Here is an 18,293-nt window from a genome sequence, read left to right on the forward strand (position 1 = left end):
GAGCCGGCCGGCCCACCGGGCCTCACCGCTCCCAGTCCTACTGGTCGTCCGCGGCGCCTCGCTGGTTCCCCGGGCGCTGGAATTCGCCCGCGACGACCCGGGAACTCTTCCCCGTGGCGCGACGACCAGTTCTGCGCCGGGCCCGCCGCCCGGCCGGTGCGGGAGGCGACCGGGGCACGGAGGCCGTGCACGGGCTGGGAGGGTTGATGGGGACCGGGTTGTCATCTCGTGCTGGAACCCGAAGGCGTTCCCGGGGAACGGGGGTGACGGAGGGCTTCACGGGTGCGCAGGTCGCGTTGCTGGTGGCCGGGTGCCTGGTCAACGTCGGGACCTTCGCGGTGTACCCGTGCCTGGCCGTCCTGCTGCGCGACCGGCTGGGTGTCGGGATGGCGCAGGTCGGCGTGGTGCTCGGGGCGGCCACGCTGGTGCAGTTCGCCAGTGCGCCGTTCACGGCCGCGTTCGCCGAGCGGATCGGGCTCAAGCGCTGCCTGCTGCTGGCCACGTTCGTGTACGGCCTGGGGGCGCTGACCTACCTGGTCGGGGCGGACGAACCCGGGGTGACGGTGCTCGCGTTGTTCCTGAGCTGCGGTGCCGGGGCGCTCTACTCACCGGCCTATCGCGGCTACCTGGTGCACTCGGCGACCGAGGAGCAGCGGCCGCGGGTGCTGTCGTCGGGCAACGCGGCCGGCAACCTCGGCATCGCGGTCGGGCCGGTTCTCGGGGCGCTGTTCCTGCACCAGCCCGGGCGGTTGTTCGCGATGACCACCGCGCTCTACGCCGTGTTGGCGGTGGCGCACTTCCTCCTGCGCCCGGAGCGGACCACCGGCCCCGGACCTGACGTCGAGCCGTTCCGGCGGGTGCTGCGGGGGCTGGCCGGACTGCCGTTCGCGGTGACCGTGCTGACCCACTACCTCTACATGCAGTTCTACCAATACCTGTCGACCTACGCGGAGGGCCGTGTGCCCACGGCGGTCTACGGGGTGGTGATGGCGGGCTACTCGCTCGGGCTGGTGGCGATGCAGCCGCTGCTGGCGCGGCGGGTCGGCCGCCTCGGCTACCCGGTGGCGATGGCGGTCGGTTTCTGCGGCATGGCCCTGGGCATGGTGGCCTTCGCCGGTGGCCGGGTGGTCGGTCTTGCGGTGGGTGTCGTGGCGATGGCCGTGGGTACCGCGGTGCTGTTCCTCAAGAACGACCTGGAGGCGCTGGCGGGGTCGACGCGGTCGGCCACGGTGACCTTCGGGCAGCAGCGGCTGGCGGTCGGCGTGGGTTCCCTGCTCAGCGGGGTGGTCGGCGGCGCGGCGTACGGACTGTTCGAGGAGGCGGGGCTACTGCCGGGGTTCTGGTTGGCGGTGGCCGCGCAGTGCCTGCTGCTGCCGCCGCTGGTGCTGGTGGTGGCCCGTCGTGCGTCCAGGACGGGGTGACGCGCCGGCGAGCCCCGCGGGATCACCAAGTCGAGGTCGTTGGCTTTTCGTACACGGTGACGTGGTCGCCTTCGCCGCGGAACGGCTCGCGGTGCCAACCGCCCCAGCGGTGTACGCGGCGCAGCCCGGCCAGGCGGGCCATCAGGTCGAGTTCGGCCGGCCAGGCGTAGCGCATGAACGCCGGCGCCAGTTTGATCCCGTGCTCGGTGATCAGCACGTGGTGGCCGTCGAGGCGCTGTTCGACCGGGTCGTGGCGGACTGCGGCAAGTCGCACCCGGTCGAGGCCGACCTGGTGGGTTTCCAAAGTCTGGTTGCGCTCGTAGCGGGCGACGTCGGGCATCGGGCACTCCAGGACGAACCGGCCGCCGGGCATCAGGCGCTTCGCGGCGTTGGCGAAGCAGCGCACCTGTTCTTCCTGGTCCTGGAGGAAGAAGAAGGTGGAGAACACGACGAACACCATGGCGAACAGGTCGTCGGTGCCGTCGTCGACGTCGGCCATGTCGCCGATGACGACGGGGATGCGGTCGCCGCCGGGCTTGGCGCGCATGCGAGCCACCATCGCCTCCGACGCGTCCACGCCCCTCACGTCGAAACCCGCCTCGGCCAGCGGGATCGTCACCCGCCCGGTACCCACCGCGAGTTCGAACACCGACCCGAACGGTCCTTCCCCGATCAGTTCGGCCAGACCCCGCACGGCGTCGGTGGGGTCGTGCGCGGCGTGCCACTCGTCGTAGACGTCGGCGTTGAGCTCACCGTAGGTCTGCGGTCCGAAGCTCTGCATGCGATCTTCTCCTGGGGTGTTTCTTGCGGCCGGACACGTGGTGCGGGCGAGGGGGCAGCGGCCGTCGACCGTCGCGCGACCACGGCACGTCCACCAGGTCGGCCGGCCGACCGGTGAAGTTCCCGGCCCGTGCGGAATCGGGTGTTCCCGCAATCCCCGGGAACCGGATGGCGGTTCGGTACGACTTCTACGGTGGTGGCCGGTTCGACAGCGGCGGGCAGCGGAAGGAACAGGGTGCGCGGTGTCGGGTAGTGGCACGGGTGTCGAGGATGCGGCCGAGGCCGAGGTCGTCGCACCGCCACGCGGGACCGGGGCGCGTCGGCGCGCCGGGTACGTGGCGGGGTTGTTCGGGCTGCTGGTCCTGCTGCTGCTGGGCGCGGTGGTGGTGCTGATCGCGCAGGGCTCGATCGCCATCCCGATCGGGGAGGTGCTGCGCGTCCTGACCGGTCAGGACGCCGAGTCCGAGGTCAACCGCACGATCGTGCTGGACGCGCGGTTGCCCAAGGTCGTGGCCGGGCTGCTGGCCGGGGCCGCGCTGGCGGTGGGCGGGGCGCAGATGCAGACGCTGTTCCGCAACCCGTTGGCCGACCCGTTCGTGCTGGGTGTCAGCTCCGGGGCGATCCTCGGCGCCTCGATCGTCATCCTGGGCACCGGCGGCGTGGGCTGGCTGTCGGGTCTCGGGCTGGTCAGCCAACTGGGGGTGACCGGGGCGGCCGTGGCCGGGGCCGCCGGGGTGCTGCTGATCGCCCTGGGCATCGCCCGCCGCGTCGGCGACCCGGTGGTCGTGCTGGTCGTCGGCGTGATGCTGGGCTACCTGGCCGGGGCCGTGGTGGACATGCTGGTCTACTACACCGATCCGGACCGGTTGCAGGCACTGGCCACGTTCACCCGCGGCTCGGTGCGCAACGTGACGTGGAACGAGTTGCAGGTCATCGCCGTGTCCTGCGCGGTGGTGCTGGTGCTGTCGGTGTTCCTGGCCCAGCCGCTCAACGCGCTGCTGCTGGGCGACCGGTACGCGGGCAGCCTGGGGATCAACGTCCGGCGGGTCCACTTCCTGGCGTTGGCGAGCGTCGCCGTGCTCTCGGGCATCACCACGGCCTACTGCGGGGCCATCGGGTTCGTCGGCTTGGCCGCGCCGCACCTGGCCCGGGGGCTGCTGCGCACCGCCGACCACCGGTTGGTGCTGCCCGCGAGCGCGCTGATCGGCGCGGTGATCGTGCTGGTGGCCGAGTACATCGCCGGCGGCAACGGCCTGACCAGGACCTCGCTGCCGCTCAACTCGGTGACCGCGTTCGTCGGCGCGCCGGTGATCCTGTGGGTGCTGCTGTCCGGCCGGACGAGGAGGCAGGCGTGACGACCGAAAACACCCGGCCGGCCCTGCAGGCCGTGGCGGTGAGCGCGGGCTACCGGCGCCGCCGTCGGCACCCGGCGGTCACCGTGCTGCACGACGTGCACCTGGCCGCCCGTCCCGGTGAGCTGATCGCGTTGATCGGCCCCAACGGCGCGGGCAAGTCGACCTTGCTGCGCACCCTGGTCGGCGCGCAGCCGCCACTGTCCGGGCACGTCCTGCTCGACGGCCGGGACCTCGCGTCGCTGTCGCCGAGGCAGCGGGCGCGGCGGCTGGCGGTCACGCTGACCGAGCCGGTCGACGTGGGGCAGATGAGCGTCGAGGCGGTGGTGGCGCTGGGCCGGATGCCCTACCGGTCCTGGGTCGGCAGGGAGAAGGACCGGGACCGGGCCGCGGTGGACCGGGCACTGGTCGACGCGGGGGTGGCGGAGTTGCGTGACCGCCCGTTGACCGACCTGTCCGACGGCGAGCGGCAGCGGGTGATGGTCGCCCGTGCCCTGGCGCAGGAACCGGCGGTGCTGGTGCTGGACGAGCCCACCGCGTTCCTCGACGTGGCCCGCCGCATCGAGTTCGCGGCGATGCTGACCCGGCTCGCCGCGACCACCGGTGCCGCGATCGTGCTGTCCACCCACGACCTGGGGTTCGCGCTGCGCCGCGCCGACCAGGTGTGGCTGGTCGCCGGCGGCGCGGTGACCGCCGGCGCGCCCGAGGACCTCGCCTACGGCGACGCCGTCACCCGCACCTTCACCGGCGAGAACATGTCCTTCGACGACGCCGCGGCCACCATCGTCGTCGCCGACGACACCCAACCCGGAGCGACCGTGCGGGTGGTCGCCGCGGGGCGGCTGCGGCAGTGGGCCGAACACGCCGTGCGCCGCGCCGGGTGGGAGCCGACCGCGCAACCGTGCGGCCACGTCCTGAGCGTCGAGCACGGCACACCGTGTCGCTGGAACGTCGACGGGGCGCACCGCGCGCAGGGCGTCGGCTTCGACTCCCTGGTCACCCACCTGCGCGGCCGCACCGCACCACTGCCCGAAGACGCACGGACCGGGTGACTTCCGTTCCCGCCACCGCACCCCCTCACGCACACGCAGGAGAGCACCACCGTGAACACACTCATCCGCTCGGCCGTCGCGCTGCTCGCGCTGCCCTTCGCCCTGGCCGGCTGCGGGGGATCGAGCCCTGGCCCGGCGGGCGGCCAGGCCGGCGCGGAGGGCTGCGTCACCGACTACGCCGAGGGTCGTGACTACTTCCCCGACAAGAGCACCGTCACCGAGTCCGAGCTGTGGAAGATCACCTACCACGGCTCGTACAAGACCATCACGCTCACCGACACCGAGAACACCGACGGCCCCGAGCTGAAGTACGTGCTCCACCAGTGCGGCACACCCCGCCCCGAGGCCACCGGCGACCTGGAGGGCGCGCTGGTCGTCCAGGTGCCGGTCACCAACGTGTCCGTCACCTCGTTCAACGCGCTCGCCATGGTCGACCGGCTCGGCAAGAACAAGACCATCACGGGCTTGAGCGGCCAGCTGCTGGGCAACGCGGAGAAGGACGAGTGGTACGCCGGGGTGGCCGGGGCCGCGGGCAAGCCGATGTCGATCGGCGAGTACACCGACTTGAACAAGGAAGCCGTCCTCGGCCTGAAGAACCAGGTCATCCTCATGTCCGGGTTCGGCAAGGGCTTCGACGACATCAGCAACGCCCGCGCCGCGGGCATGCCCGGCGTGAGCGTGTCCAACCGGCTGGAGCGCCACGCCCTGGCCTCCGCGGAGTGGATCAAGATGGTGGGGGCGTTCTACAACGCCGAGGCCGCCGCCAACACCGAGTTCGACAAGATCAAGGCTCGCTACGACGAGGTCGTCTCCACCGTCTCCGGCAAGATCGACAACCGCAGGGCCGGCTACCTGTGCGTCAGTCCCGAGCGCGGCTGCGAGTTCGTCCACGGCCACGGCGCCGAAACCCTCGTCGGTCGCCTGCTCACCCAGCTCGGGGTGGACAACGTCTTCGCCCCCGACAACCCCGCGGCCAACGGCCGGCCGTACGACTTCGAGAAGGCCGTGGGCACCGCGGCCGACGCCGACTTCTTCATCGTCTACGACCCCGTGAAGATGACCCGCGACGCCCTCAAGGCCGACCCGCGCACCAACCAGTTCAAGCCCTTCCGGGACAACAACTTCATCGCCGGGGTCGACGAGAACTTCGAGGAGTGCCGCGCCAAGACCTACCTCGACGTCGACGTCCTCGTCCGCGACTTCGCCATCGGCCTCGCCCCCGAGCTGTTCCCCGGCGCCGAGGGCACCTGCTTCGTCCGCGCCTCCTGATCCTCGGGTCCGCCGGGCCCCCGTGCCCGGCGGACCCGCCCCGCTCTCAGGCCCGGGTGCCCCGCACGATCAGCCGGCGGGCGTGGTTGTCGTAGGGGGAGGCGTCGAAGTCGCCGAAGCACTCGACGCCGGTGAACCCGGCGGCCTCGAACAGGGCCCGCAGCTCGGCGGCGCTGTAGAGGGTGGAGTACAGCGACGTGCGCCGCACCTCGTCCCCGCGCACCCACGTCCAGTCGCTGCGCACGCGCGTCCAGTCGTCCAGCACGGTGTCGCGCATGAACACCGTGCCGCCGCCCACGTCCACCGCCTGCGGGCGGCCGACCCACCCGGCGAACACCTCCTTGCCCAGCACGTCCACCAGCAGCCGCCCACCCGGGGCGAGGCTGGTGTGCGCGTTGCGCAGCACCGCCAGGTTCTCGCCCGGCTCGGTGAAGTAGCCGAACGACGTGTACATGTTGATCACCAGGTCGTAAGCGCCCGCCTCGACGTGCTCGCGCATGTCCGCCCGCACCAGCCGAGCCCGCACCCCTTCCCGCTCGCACACCTCGCGCGCCCGCGCCAGCATCGCCTCGCTCAGGTCCACCCCGGTGACCACCGCCCCCTGGCGCGCCAGCGGCACCACGTGCGTCGCCGGCCCGCACGCCAGGTCGAGCACCCGGTCACCGGAAGCGACCTTGAGCAGCGGCGAGATGACCACCAGGCGTTCGGCCTCCGCCGCACGACGCGGCGGGAACATCACCTCGGCGAACCCGACCCAGAGATCGTCGTCCTCGTACCAGTCCATGCCGCTCCAACCGCGTCGTCCCGTGTGGAATCGCACCGCTCCGGTCCTATGGTCGTCGCCGGGCGCCCACTGGTTCCCGCAACGGGTGAACCCCGGCCGACCTCGCGGGAACTCCCCGGCACACCGGGCCGACCACTGGTGGTGACAAGTCGGCCCTCGCGATCGGGGACATCGATGCGACCCACGCAGGCAGCTCGCGCCTACCCCTTCCGCGAACCGACCGCACTGGTGCTGGAACCGGAGTACGCCCACCTTCGGCAGCACGAACCGCTCAGCCGCGTCCGCCTGCCCTACGGCGGCGAGGCTTGGCTGGCCGTGCGGCACGAGGATGTCCGCACAGTGCTCGGCGACCCCCGCTTCAGCCGTGCCGCGCTGCTGGACCGCGACGTGCCCCGGGCCTCACCGCGCAGGCACACCGACGCGACGCTGCACACGGTGGACCCGCCCGAGCACACCCGGCTGCGCCGCCTGGTCGCCGCCGCCTTCAGCCCCCGGCGGATAGAGCACCTGGCCGGACACGCTCAACGCGTCACCGACGACCTGCTCGACCGCATCGAGGAACAAGGGCCGCCCGCCGACCTGATCACCGGCTTCGCGGTGCCCGTGCCCGTCGCCGTCATCTGCCAGATGCTGGGCGTGCCGGTGACCGACCGCGAGGAGTTCGCCGGGTGGATCGACGTCGCCCTGGCCACCACCGCGTTCTCCAGCGAGGAGATCCACGCCGCGTTCGCGCGGTTGAAGGACTACGTGGCCGGTCTCGTCGCCGCCCGCCGCCGAGAACCGGGCGACGACCTGCTCGGCGCCCTGGTCGAAGCGCGCGACACCGGGGACCGGCTCAGCGAGGACGAGTTGGTGGTGCTGGGGGTGACCCTGCTGTACGCGGGCCTGGAGACCACGACCAGCGAACTGGGCAACGGCATCTTCACCCTGCTCACCCATCCCGACCAGCTCGCCGCGCTGCGCGCCGACCCGGCGTTGATCGACCGGGCGGTGGACGAGCTGCTGCGCTTCAACCCCCTGGTGACCTCGGCGGGGTTCACCCGCATCGCGCGGGAGGACGTCGAACTGGGCGGCGCGCTCGTCCGCGCCGGTGACGCGGTGATGGTGCACCCCGACGCCGCCAACCGCGACGGGCAGGTCTTCGACCATCCCGACGAACTCGACGTCACCCGCAAGCCGAACCCGCACCTCGCGTTCGGGTACGGCCTGCACTACTGTGTCGCCGCGCAGCTGGCCAAGGCCGAACTGCGGGTGGCCATCGGGTCCCTGCTGCGTCGCTTCCCGCACCTGCGCCTCGCGGTGGGGCCGGAGGAGCTGTCCTGGCGGCACGGCCGGATGGCACGCGGCCTGGCCCGACTCCCCGTCACCTGGTCTTCCGCACTCTGACGACGAGGAACACCGGCGGATCTTCGGGATCATGGCGACGCAGCCTCACCGCCGGATCGTCCTCGACAGCTCCCGGGCACGCGACTCGGCGATGCACTACCCGACGCCGCACCCCACGTCGGGGAGACAGCAACACGGCGAGGACGGCCGAGGCAGGCAGCACGACCGGTCGGGTGGCGGTTCAGGACGTGGGGCAGGACGAGGGCGACGGCCAGGTGCGCGGCGGGCAGACGGCGCAGCCGGGGCCTGCCCAGGTAGAGGTGGGTACCGCGGGTGATGGCGGCGAACGAACGCTCGGACGACGTGGTACTGCGTGAGTGCCGGTCAGACGTGGTGTCCCCCCTGCCTGGTGACGGTGGCGCCGGCGACCGGGCAGGCGCGGCACGTGTGGCCGGTGGGCGTGCGGTAGAACAGGCAGCAGCTGCGGCGGGTGCCGTCGGGGGACAACGCGTCGCGCAGCTCCGATGTGGTCAGCAGGCGGTCGCCGAGGTCGTGGAGATCGGCGGGCAGGGGGCGCAGGGCGCTGCGCAGGGCCGCGGCGGCGTTGCCCCGCAACAACCCCTCGGCGACCTTGGCGACGGCGCGCAACCCGGTGTGGAACGGCTTCAAGTGCTCCTCGACCACCGCCCGCAGCAGCAGCGGCGCGGGATCGCCGGTGACGATCCAGCCGCCGGGCTCCGGCAGGGCGAGCCGCACGGAGGCGTCCTCACCGACGCGGTAGCGCAGCCGGTCCAGGTCGGGGACGACCCCGTTGAAGGCCAGCGCGCCCAGGGCCGCCGACCACAGCCCGGCCGCGACGAGGAACTGCAGGGTCGAGGCCGCCACGCGCGCCTCCGTCGTCCCGAACCTCGCGCCGACCCGCCGCACGGCCTCGGCCAAGGCGACGGGATCGTCGTGGAACGAGCGCAGCAGCTCGCCGCTGTGATCGTCGTCGACGGTGAAGTACCGGCCGACGCCCGCCTCCGACGCCAACGCGGCGGCGACGTCGGCAGGGTCGGCGCGCCGGATCGCGCGCGGCCCGGTGGACAACGTCCGCGCCCACCGGAGCACGGCCGCGACGTCGGGCAGGTCGGTTCGTCGACCGTCCGCGAGCCCGACACGGCCGTCGGGCCCAACCCGGATCTCGACGTCGGCCGGACCCGGGCCGGCGATGCCGATACCGGCGCGGGCCAGGACCGGACCGAGCACGGGGGAGTCGGGGCCGGGAATCCGGCAAGTCGTGGTGTGCGGTGATCGCTGTACGAGGGCACCCGCGGCCCTGTCGACGGCAGGTTCGTCGTCCAAGGCCGCGGAGAGCACACCATCGATCGCGAGGCGTTCGGAAGTGCGGGCTCGCGACGCGCCGCCTCGGGCGACCACCCGCGCCACGTCCTGCTCGCCTGCGGTCCGCGCCCCGGAGGCCCCGCCGGGCCGCGTCGTGCCGGGCGAGGCGGTCGGCCCGCGCAGGACGGTGCGGTCGCACCGGTCGACCGCGGTTTCGTGCGGCAACGACGTCACTGGCCTCACAGGTGCCTCCGGGAGTGAGTGGTGGCGTGAACCGGCGGCGTGTCGTGCTGCGCGGCGGGGACCGGGTTCCTCGTCCCCGACCCCCGCTGCTCCCTGCGATCGGGCTCAACGTGGAAGGCCCGTGTACAAGTGGTCGTTCGACACCTGGGATCGGTTCCCCTACCGAGACGGCTGACATGCGCCCAGTGCTTCCAGCCGGCGCATCCACCGGACGGAGCGGGTACAGCGCGGAAAAGGCGCCTATCGGCATGACCACGAGCGGGTGGGGCGGCAGGTGAGGAGACGATCACAGCCGGTGCGACGGCGGTCGCGGTGGTGGCGGTCGTGCTGACGCCGGTCCTGTTCCGGTGCGGACGGGAACGGCAGGTTGACTGCTCGAACCACCGACCTGCCCATCCCCGCCGTCGCCGAACGCAGCGGCCACGGCTCCGCCAGTGCACTGCGTGCCCACTTCGACCCGAACTGCGCACCAGCCCTCAGCGATGCCGGCAGACCTCCCGCGCATCGACCGGCCATCGACACCATGCAGGGTGAACGACCGAACCACGACCGTCGCGCCCCGTGCGGCGCCCGTCGAGGTGGCTCAGGACGTGGTGAGGTGGACCAGCGCCGCGATCACCGGTCCTGCGGACTGCGCACCTGTACGAGGGCCCGCTACTCTTCCCGCATGGTGCGGACCACCGACGCGGCGGGCCACCGGTGATGCTGGTCGTCGTCGGTGTGCTCGCGCTGATCTTCGTCGCGGGCTGTGGCTGGGCGATCGGTACGGGTCGTGCCGGCGACGTGGTTGCCCGGTTGACACCGATGGCGAAGTTGGCCGCGTTCGGGGTCGTGCTGGTGTTGGTGGCAGCCACCGCGTGGACCCTAGGTTCAGCAGTGGGACCGATCGGCGACTCGCCCGCGTCGGTGAGCCCCGAGCCCGGTCACGGCGACGAGAGCGGTCACACCGGTCACGACAAGTGACGAGGTTTCTCTCGTCGCCTTTCCCCCGACTGCCGACAGCGAATGCGCGGACTCCACACGGGACAGGCCCTTTGCGAAATCCGGTCGCCCACGGGTGATCCGGCCCTGCGTGAAGGACATGGCCGGGCGTGGCGCGGAATCCCGTCTCCGGAACCGGCCCGACGCCGTCACCGAACGCGAACGCGGCGAGGCCGCCGTAGTCGTCGCGGCGGCCAACCAGTGCGCAGGTGACGCTGGTCTGCCATCGAATTCTGGCCCAGTGGGGGTTGTAGGGTCAGTAATCGGGAATTCTGTTCTTCACTTCTCGTCCGGCTTCCGCGACTTCCTCGGTGGGGAAGGCAAGGCCGAGGGATCCCTGCACGACACCGGTCCGTCGACGGGCCCGTGTGATCCCGACTGCCGTGAGCCACGGCAAAGCCTCGTGACGCCGGTACGGGCGGAGGCGTGCCGGGCATGTTCGCCGGGGCCGTCAGGCGAAGACGTAGGTGCCGAGGCCCGAGGTGGTGGTGAGTCCGGGTTCGGTGAGGCAGGAGAGGAGGTCGAGGGTGAGCAGTTCGACGACGTGGGTGCTGGAGTCGCCGGTGAACTTGCCCCCGGTGACCGTCCCGGTCTCCGTCATGACCAGCGTGCCCAGGACGTAGGTGGCGGACCGGCTGTAGCTGATCGTGCTGGTCTCCCCGGTGTTCCAGGTGATGGTGTACGAGCCGCTGCCGGACGCCGCGAGGTCCGTGCACGATCGGTTGAGGCCGCGCACGGTCGCCCGCACGTACCCTCCCGTCACGGCAGGATCGGTGAGGGATGTGCACGACAGGACGTTGTGCACGTCGACGTCCACCGGTCGTGGTGCGGTCAGCAGACCGGGGGAGTAGGACACCGACTCGTCCTCCGTGCAGAGGAGGTCGACCGGTGCCGCGTGTGCGGGGGATGCCGGGAACAGCAGGGACGACACGATCAGCGCGGTCGTGACGAACAGACCTCGGATGCTCCGCACCGCTCGTACCCCCACGGTCGTGGCGGAGAAGGCGGCCTTCATCCAGGTGGTGTTCCGCGGACCGCCGGGGTGGTTTTCCGTTCCCGCCGTTGGCCGGTTCACAGGACGGCGGTGAAGGTGACGGTGCCGCTGACGCTGGTCAGGCCCTGTGGGGTGAGGCAGGCGGTGAGGTCGGTGGCGGGCAGGACCTTGGTCTGCACGACGGTCGCCCCCTGGAACAGTCCGTCGACGACGGTGCCGGTCAGCACGAGGACGGTGGTGCCGCCGGGCTTGAGGTTGACCTCGAAGCCGCCCTGGACGGTGCTGTGGTGACCGGTGTTCCAGTGGTAGGTCGAGGTGTTGGTGGTGGAGCCGGCCAGGCAGCTGAACGTACCGCTGACCAGCGAGGTGAAGGTCGCACCGGTGATCCCGGGGTGGCTGGGGGACACGCAGCCACCCAGTGTGCCGGTGGCGCTGAAGTCGATCTGCCTGGGCAGCAGGGTCATGCCGGGGGAGTAGGTGCCGACCTGGGTGCCCAGGGCGCAGTTGACGTCCACCACGGACGCCGAGGCGGGCACGTGGAAGAGTCCTGCGGTGCCGAGCAGCCCGCCGACAACGGCGACGATCAGTGAACGCAAGCGCATGATGATTCCCAATCCAGGAAAAGGTAGTGAACGGGTCGAGTTTCGCGACCAGCTCGTCCGTCCTCAATCGGCTGAACGGCTTGCGGTGCGACACTGTGTGTGGGTGCTGTCCGCCGCAGAACTGCGGAGTCGTTCAGCGTGCGGTTTCGCGGGAAAGGTTCGCCCGAGAGCTGGACGGGCGGCTGTACCTCGACATGCGGCTCGTCGACGGGCAGGACTTGGCCGCGCGGCTGCGCGGCGGCGGCCCGCTCGACCCGGGGGAGGCCGTGGGGATCGTCGAACAGGTCGCGCAGGCGCTCGGCGCCGCCCACGCGCAGAACTTGGTGCACCGGGATGTGAAGCCCTCCAATGTCCTCGTCGCCGATGCCGGGTTCGCGTATCTCGTGGACTTCGGGATCGCGCGGGCGCTGGACGCGACGACGGGGCTGACCGGGACCGGTGCCGCGATCGGCACGCTGGACTACATGGCGCCGGAGCGGTTCGGTGATGGCCCCACCGATTACCGGGTGGACGTCTACTCGCTGGCGTGTCTTCTCCACGAGTGCCTGACCGGCAGCAAGCCGTTCCCCGGCACCACCGCCGCGTCGCTGATCGGCGCGCACCTGAACCAGCCGCCGCCCTCGCTCGACGCGGTGCGACCCGGGCTGCCGCCCGGCCTGGACGCGGTCATCGCGAGGGGGATGGCGAAGAACCCGGCCGACCGCTTCGCGACCGCGGGCGAACTGGCCGCCGCCGCGCGGGCGGCGCTCGCCGGACATGCGCTGCCCGCCCGGCTGTCGCCGGTCGCGCCCCGGCCGACGTCGGTGCACGCGGTCGCACGGCCTCGGCGGACGCCGTGGCTGGTCGCGGCCGCGGCAGTCGTGCTGGCGACGGCCGCGGTGAGCGTGACGGTCAGCCTCGCCGGACGGTCAACGCCGGGGACCGCGACCAGCGCCGACGGGACGCGAACGGAGCGATCCACCCCGGCGAGCAGTGCCGAGACCACCACGTCGTCGGCGACAACAGCAGCGCCGCCGGCAACCTCACCACCGCCGGTCAGCGTGCCGCCGGTCGTTGCGGCGCCTCCCGGTGCGGACCTGGGGCTGGCCGAGCCGATGAGCGTGCCCGCCTGTGACGGTGCTTACGTCACGTTCGTCGGGGCAGCCGTCGAACCGGCGCGGTACCGCACCGACGTCCAGCGGCTCCTGTCCGACCACCCCGGCGCGCGGTACCTGCACTCGCCGACGACCGGGTGCGGCTCGCTGCGCCGGCAACTCGACGGGGCCGACATCTACGCGGTGTACTACGGCACCTTCGCCACCCAGGACGACGCGTGCGCGCAGCGCGCCGCCACCGGTGGGGACGCCTACGTGAAACGGCTCGACCACACGACCCCGCCGTCTCATCTGTTCACCTGCTGAGCACAGCGACTGTCGTAGGCTCGCGACGTAAGTGAGCGTGCGCGGATCCTGATGGTGGACGACGATGCGCGGAGCCGCGAACTATTGGAGAGCACACTGCGGTTCGCCGGGCTCGACGTCCCGGTGGCCGCGGCCGGGTGGGCGTGCCTCGACGCGGTCGCGGACGCCGACCCGGTCCTGCTCGACGTGATGCCGCCCCACCCGGATGGGGGCGAGTTGGTGCGGCTGCTGCGATCTCGGCTCGATCGGCCCACTCCAACCGCGGGCGGGACTGACCCGACGCGGCAGGGCGATTTTGTTCCGCAGCACCAGCAGCACCAGCAGCTCCACACGCCCCACGGTCATGCTCCTACGGCTGATTCTGTGCGATCACCGCAGCTCAGCGTCTCAGTGCAGAGCTCTGAAACCCCACAGGGCCCGGTCAGGCGAGCCTCCTCGACCCGCTGCCCGGTCGTCCGGACCGCGTTCCACCTCGGCAGGATCGCGACTGCACGGGTTCAACACAGGGGCTGTGCCCCCTCTCCGGCTGCGAAGGGTGTTCAGGGCCGGCGTGCGCGCGCTCCGGATCGCGAAACTAGGCTCGGACGGTGCACTGGGACCAACCTGAACTCGCCGAGCTGTGGCGGCTGGCCCGCGAGACCCTGGAGGGCGGCGGCCGGTCTGCGTTCAGCATTCGCGTCGAGGACGAGAAGACCGCCGCGGCGCTCACCGACCTGTTGCGCAAGCCGGTCGCGCACCCGGCCCGCCGGCAGGTCTCCCTGGCGCGTCTGGACGAGCACGTCCGTGCGCACGGCAGCACGCTGACCGAGGTGCTGGAAGCAGTGCACGGCAGGCCGATCGGCATGTCCACGGCCGAGGAGGCCTCGACGGCCGACGCCGTGCTGAAGTTCGCACTGCGTCAGCACAACCTGCTGCACGAACCGTGGGCCGCACCGTGGATCGCGCACGTGCGCCGGTACGGCAAGATCCCACAACCGGCGTTGCCGATGCTCGCCAACCAGGCGGCCTGGGTACTCGGCAAGCTCGGGCCGACGACGACCCGGTACGCCTTGGCCGGCAACGACCTCGACGACGGACGGCCGCTCACCCGGATCGTGGGCAAGGCGCTCGAACTCATGGGCACGACCTGGGAGCGGGCTGGAATCCTCAAGGACGCCTACAGCGACCCGGTGCTGACCTCCCAGGGCTACCTGACGCTGAACGACACCCTCGAAACCCCGGAGATCACCGTTGTCCGCAGCCCACGCCTGCTCGAATCCGGCGTGCCCGGCCCGTTGATGGTGCTCCCGAACGGCCTCACCGCACAGGCCAAGCACCACCTCGTCGGCAAGGCGGTCCGCTGCCACAACGACTTCACACCGGACGGCGTCCGCGCGACCAACGACATCCTCGCCTGGACCGGCGGCACGGCGTGGCGCATGTCGGCGAACGACTACCGCGAGGCCGTCACCACCCTGATCGCCCGCGGCGTCGAACTGCCGACGTTGAACAACGGTCCCGCGGAGGCCACCTGGGATCCCGACCTGGCCAAGACCATGACGACCACGGGCTTGATGGTCACCGAGGAGCACGTGCTGCCGTCACTCCTCTGACGGCGAACCGCTTCACCTCCCGCCACCTGCGCCCCCTGGATGATCTGCGCACGACCCTCCGCAGGTCAGCGACGTTCGGCGTCCTCGCGGCCTCGCTGCGCAGCAGCGCCGGCGGTGGTTGCAGTGGGCCGCGCAGCGGTCCAGCACGCGCGATCGTCGCAGCTCGGCATGCCAGTGCGGAGTCCTGACACCCACAGGTCCCCGGCCCGCTCGGCGGCAGCGGGCCGGGGAGGACGGGATCAGCTCGCCGGCACGGTGTCCACGTGCGCGACGCCCGACGAGCGGTAACCGGACACGCGCGACTGCACCTGCGCCGGGCTCAGCACCTGGTCCTTCGCGAAGTACACGTAGTCCACGTGCTGCTGGTACGCGCGGTCACCGGGGGCGCCGGCCAGGCCGCCCGCGATGAACCACAGGTTGAAGTTGATCGACATCGGCGTCTCCGGGTAGTACTTGTCGCCGTGGTCGGCGACCAGGGTCCCGTCGATGAAGTACTTCACCCGGCCGTTCGAGACCTGGAAGACCAGGTCGTGCCAGCCCGTGTAGCTCTGCCGCTGCTCGTTGTGGACGTTGTCCGCGAGCCACGGCTCGTTGCGGTAGGTCTCCCACGTCGTCTCGTACATGACGTTCGCGGGTTCGCCCCAGCCGCCGTTGGGCAGGTACTCGAAGTCGATCTCGCCGTAGTTCGGGTCGAGGTCGCTGTTCAGCGGCGTGATGGTGAAGAACGTCTGCACCACGTGGTCGCCGTCCGGCCCGTACACCGGGGTGTCGGAGAACTTCACCCGCGCCGCGTAGGTGCCCTCGAAGAACTTCCGCTGGTGGTACACCTCGGTCTGCCGCGCGGTGGAGCCGTTGTTGGACGACTCCAGGCGCATCGACTTCTGCCCGTCCACGGTCGGGAACGTCACCTGCGACGGCTCCCAGGTGGCGGGCACGCCGGGACCGCCGCCGCCGGAGCGCACGGTCCAGCCGCGCTGCGCGATCCGGGCGTCGGCGGACGAGGCGTAGTCGAAGTCGTCGAACAGCGCCGGACCGCTCGGGTTCGGCGGGTTCGTCGTCGTGGTCGTCGTGGTGGTGGTCGTCGACCCGGACGGGGGCGTGCCGTGGAGCAGGGTGCCGCCGCGGTGCACGGTGACGCGCGACCACGGCGAGTAGGAGCTCGACGCGCGGAACGAGTAGTCGTCGGTCTGCGTGATCTGCCCCCAGTTGGCGCGGTAGAACCGCAGCTGGAGGTCCCCGGAGTCGGCGCCCGGCGCGAGCGAGCCCGCCCCGGGCGTGAAGCCGACCTCCAGGTACCGGTCGGCCGCGCCGCCGGTGAGCGTGCCGAACGCGCCGGTCACGTTGCCGCAGCCGCGCACGGCCCACGAGCAGGCGAACCGGTAGCCCACGTCGGGCGTCTCGCTCTTGAAGTAGTAGCGGACCTTCAGGTCGGCCAGCGGCACGGTGGTCGACCCGGCGTTGACCAGCTTCAGCCAGGGCTCGACCTGGTCGGTGGTGTTCCCGGACGCGCTGGTCCGGTACTGGGCGGTGACCACGTCGGCGGCCATCGCGGTGGGCGCGGTCACCAGGGCGGCGACCGCCACGGCGGCCGAGCCCACGGCGGCGATAACGCGTGCGGACAAGGTGGTTCTCCTCTGGTCAGCAGGGTGGGACAGGGGAGCGGGCTTCGTCCTGGCTGGTGACCTCCTCCCGGGTGGTCGGCGGCCGACGGGTGTCCAGGGGGCGGTGCGGCACCGCGAGCGCCGTCAGGCGACCGCCGTGGGCGCGCATCCGGTCGGTGAAGTCGGTCCACGAGGGGCGCTGCGACCACAGCGCGTCGGCGAGCGCCGCGAGCCGGGGGAACGCCAGCCGCTCCAGGTCGTGCGGGGTCGGCGCGTACTCGGTCCACAGCGCGCACTGGGCGCCGAGCACCCCGGCGGGCAGCGGCAGGTGGTAGACGTCGTGCGCGGTGACCACCAGGCCCGGCTGCCCGGCCGGCTCGTCGGGGTCGGAGGTCTGCGGGTAGTCGAGGTAGGTCGAGCGGTGCGGCGCCATCACGACCTGGTGGCCCCGGTCGAGGGCGGAGCGGGCGTCCCCGGCGTCGCGCCACGGCATGACCAGCACGCGCGGGTCGCCGACCTGCTCCCACGACACCGGCACCCGGCCGCGCGCCACCAGGTGGTCGGCCATCGCGCGCAGGAACCAGCCGTGCAGGTCGCGCGGCCCGGCCAGGCCCTCGCGCGCGACCCGGTCCGCCGCGCCCGCGCCGGTCTCCCACTCGGTGGTGGGGCACTCGTCGCCGCCCAGGTGCACGTGCCGGCCGGGGAAGACCTCCAGCACCTCGTCGAGCACGTCCCGGCAGAACCCCAGCGTCGCGTCGCCCACCCCGAACACCGCGTCGCTCACGCCCCACCGGGTCCACACCGGCAGCCGGCGGTCCGGGTGGTTGCCCAGGTGCGGGTAGGCGGCGAGCGCGGCGCGGGCGTGGCCGGGCATCTCGATCTCCGGCACGACCCGCACCCCGCGCTCCCCGGCGTAGGCGACGAGGCCCTCCAGCTCGGCGCGCGCGTACGCGCCGCCGTGCGGCACGCCGTCGCCCGCCGTCTCGGCCCGCCGCCCGCCGACCTCGGTCAGCAGCGGGTAGCGCGGCACGGGCATCCGCCAGCCCTGGTCGTCGGTCAGGTGCAGGTGCAGGACGTTGAGCTTGTGCAGCGCCAGCAGGTCGACGAACCGGCGCAGCACCGGCACCGGCTGGAAGTGCCGCGCCACGTCCAGCAGCACGCCCCGCCACGGCAGCCGGGGCGTGTCCCGCACGTCGACGCCGGGCAGCGCCCACTCCACCCCGGACACCGGGCGCGACCCGAGCGCCGGGGCCGGCAGCAGCTGCCGGATGGTCTGCACGCCGTGCGCCAGGCCCTGCCGGGTGGCCGCGCGCAGCACCACGGCGTGCTCGTCCACGGTCAGCGCGTAGCCCTCGTCGCCGAGCCCGACGAGCCGCTCGTCCAGCGCGAACACCACCCGCCCGTCCTCGCGCAGCGGCAGCGGCAGGCCGGTCGCGGGGCGCAGCAGGTGCCGCAGCAGCCGGGCCGCGCCCTCCGCGCCGGGCGTGGCGCGGATCGCGGTGCTCCCGTCGAGCGCGAACCGGCCGCGCCGGCGGACCAGCCGCGTGGGTCGTGGGACGATCACGAGCGGAAC

Annotated in this window: 16 protein-coding genes; 8 read left to right on the forward strand and 8 right to left on the reverse strand. The window is 72.2% G+C overall.

Annotated features, from left to right (window positions below):
* Positions 1–263: 263 nt before the first annotated feature.
* Complete coding sequence (locus ACRAKJ_RS20270; RefSeq protein ID WP_438922033.1) at positions 264–1,421, forward strand: MFS transporter; 1,158 nt, start codon at positions 264–266, stop codon at positions 1,419–1,421.
* Between the two features lie 22 nt (positions 1,422–1,443).
* Here the strand turns inward: ACRAKJ_RS20270 and ACRAKJ_RS20275 are convergent, their stop codons facing one another.
* Entirely contained in the window at positions 1,444–2,202 is a 759-nt protein-coding gene (locus ACRAKJ_RS20275) for a methyltransferase domain-containing protein (RefSeq protein ID WP_438922032.1), read from the reverse strand.
* A 241-nt stretch (positions 2,203–2,443) separates the two neighbouring features.
* On the opposite strand from ACRAKJ_RS20275, the gene ACRAKJ_RS20280 reads away from it, so the two are divergent.
* The 3 genes from ACRAKJ_RS20280 to ACRAKJ_RS20290 are packed head-to-tail and all read left to right on the forward strand — an operon-like array spanning position 2,444 to position 5,874.
* Entirely contained in the window at positions 2,444–3,556 is a 1,113-nt protein-coding gene (locus ACRAKJ_RS20280) for an iron chelate uptake ABC transporter family permease subunit (protein WP_438922031.1), read from the forward strand.
* Entirely contained in the window at positions 3,553–4,605 is a 1,053-nt protein-coding gene (locus ACRAKJ_RS20285) for an ATP-binding cassette domain-containing protein (protein WP_438922030.1), read from the forward strand. The genes ACRAKJ_RS20280 and ACRAKJ_RS20285 overlap by 4 nt, the downstream gene beginning before the upstream one ends.
* Positions 4,606–4,656: 51 nt before the next feature.
* A complete protein-coding gene (locus ACRAKJ_RS20290) occupies positions 4,657–5,874 on the forward strand; it encodes an ABC transporter substrate-binding protein (protein WP_438922029.1) in 1,218 nt (405 codons plus the stop codon).
* A 46-nt stretch (positions 5,875–5,920) separates the two neighbouring features.
* Here the strand turns inward: ACRAKJ_RS20290 and ACRAKJ_RS20295 are convergent, their stop codons facing one another.
* A complete protein-coding gene (locus tag ACRAKJ_RS20295) occupies positions 5,921–6,658 on the reverse strand; it encodes a methyltransferase domain-containing protein (RefSeq protein WP_438922028.1) in 738 nt (245 codons plus the stop codon).
* Positions 6,659–6,832: 174 nt separating this feature from the next.
* Between ACRAKJ_RS20295 and ACRAKJ_RS20300 the strand changes: the two genes are divergently transcribed.
* Positions 6,833–8,044, forward strand: a complete 1,212-nt coding sequence (locus ACRAKJ_RS20300; protein ID WP_438922027.1) for a cytochrome P450 — start codon at positions 6,833–6,835, stop codon at positions 8,042–8,044.
* A gap of 324 nt (positions 8,045–8,368) precedes the next feature.
* On the opposite strand, the gene ACRAKJ_RS20305 is transcribed toward ACRAKJ_RS20300, so the two are convergent.
* Positions 8,369–9,232 carry a (2Fe-2S)-binding protein gene (locus ACRAKJ_RS20305; protein ID WP_438922026.1) on the reverse strand — a complete coding sequence of 288 codons (864 nt, stop codon included), beginning with the start codon at positions 9,230–9,232 and terminating at the stop codon, positions 8,369–8,371.
* 1,017 nt (positions 9,233–10,249) lie between these two features.
* On the opposite strand from ACRAKJ_RS20305, the gene ACRAKJ_RS20310 reads away from it, so the two are divergent.
* Entirely contained in the window at positions 10,250–10,513 is a 264-nt protein-coding gene (locus ACRAKJ_RS20310; protein WP_438922025.1) for a hypothetical protein, read from the forward strand.
* 469 nt (positions 10,514–10,982) lie between these two features.
* Here the strand turns inward: ACRAKJ_RS20310 and ACRAKJ_RS20315 are convergent, their stop codons facing one another.
* Both ACRAKJ_RS20315 and ACRAKJ_RS20320 read right to left on the reverse strand, forming a co-directional pair.
* A complete protein-coding gene (locus ACRAKJ_RS20315; RefSeq protein ID WP_438922024.1) occupies positions 10,983–11,504 on the reverse strand; it encodes a hypothetical protein in 522 nt (173 codons plus the stop codon).
* A 98-nt stretch (positions 11,505–11,602) separates the two neighbouring features.
* On the reverse strand, positions 11,603–12,127 hold the full coding sequence (locus ACRAKJ_RS20320; RefSeq protein ID WP_438922023.1) for a hypothetical protein: 525 nt from the start codon (positions 12,125–12,127) through the stop codon (positions 11,603–11,605).
* A 95-nt stretch (positions 12,128–12,222) separates the two neighbouring features.
* On the opposite strand from ACRAKJ_RS20320, the gene ACRAKJ_RS20325 reads away from it, so the two are divergent.
* Positions 12,223–13,527 (forward strand): serine/threonine-protein kinase, encoded by a 1,305-nt coding sequence (locus ACRAKJ_RS20325; protein ID WP_447009079.1) that lies wholly within the window; start codon positions 12,223–12,225, stop codon positions 13,525–13,527.
* Positions 13,528–13,608: 81 nt separating this feature from the next.
* Here the strand turns inward: ACRAKJ_RS20325 and ACRAKJ_RS20330 are convergent, their stop codons facing one another.
* Entirely contained in the window at positions 13,609–13,857 is a 249-nt protein-coding gene (locus ACRAKJ_RS20330) for a hypothetical protein (RefSeq protein ID WP_438922021.1), read from the reverse strand.
* A 257-nt stretch (positions 13,858–14,114) separates the two neighbouring features.
* On the opposite strand from ACRAKJ_RS20330, the gene ACRAKJ_RS20335 reads away from it, so the two are divergent.
* Entirely contained in the window at positions 14,115–15,119 is a 1,005-nt protein-coding gene (locus ACRAKJ_RS20335; protein ID WP_438922020.1) for a DUF2399 domain-containing protein, read from the forward strand.
* Positions 15,120–15,358: 239 nt separating this feature from the next.
* On the opposite strand, the gene ACRAKJ_RS20340 is transcribed toward ACRAKJ_RS20335, so the two are convergent.
* Both ACRAKJ_RS20340 and ACRAKJ_RS20345 read right to left on the reverse strand, forming a co-directional pair.
* Entirely contained in the window at positions 15,359–16,741 is a 1,383-nt protein-coding gene (locus tag ACRAKJ_RS20340) for a cellulose binding domain-containing protein (RefSeq protein WP_438922019.1), read from the reverse strand.
* Positions 16,742–16,757: 16 nt separating this feature from the next.
* On the reverse strand, positions 16,758–18,284 hold the full coding sequence (locus ACRAKJ_RS20345; protein WP_438922018.1) for a family 20 glycosylhydrolase: 1,527 nt from the start codon (positions 18,282–18,284) through the stop codon (positions 16,758–16,760).
* Positions 18,285–18,293: the final 9 nt, after the last annotated feature.

Source organism: Saccharothrix sp. DSM 118769, assembly GCF_052936295.1.

What these genes read in the sequence shown, in the direction of transcription:
- ACRAKJ_RS20295 (WP_438922028.1), bottom strand. Translation starts at nt 6,658, where the DNA reads ATGGACTGGTACGAGGACGACGATCTCTGGGTCGGGTTCGCCGAGGTG.
- ACRAKJ_RS20320 (WP_438922023.1), bottom strand. Translation starts at nt 12,127, where the DNA reads ATGCGCTTGCGTTCACTGATCGTCGCCGTTGTCGGCGGGCTGCTCGGC.
- ACRAKJ_RS20300 (WP_438922027.1), top strand. Translation starts at nt 6,833, where the DNA reads ATGCGACCCACGCAGGCAGCTCGCGCCTACCCCTTCCGCGAACCGACC.
- ACRAKJ_RS20275 (WP_438922032.1), bottom strand. Translation starts at nt 2,202, where the DNA reads ATGCAGAGCTTCGGACCGCAGACCTACGGTGAGCTCAACGCCGACGTC.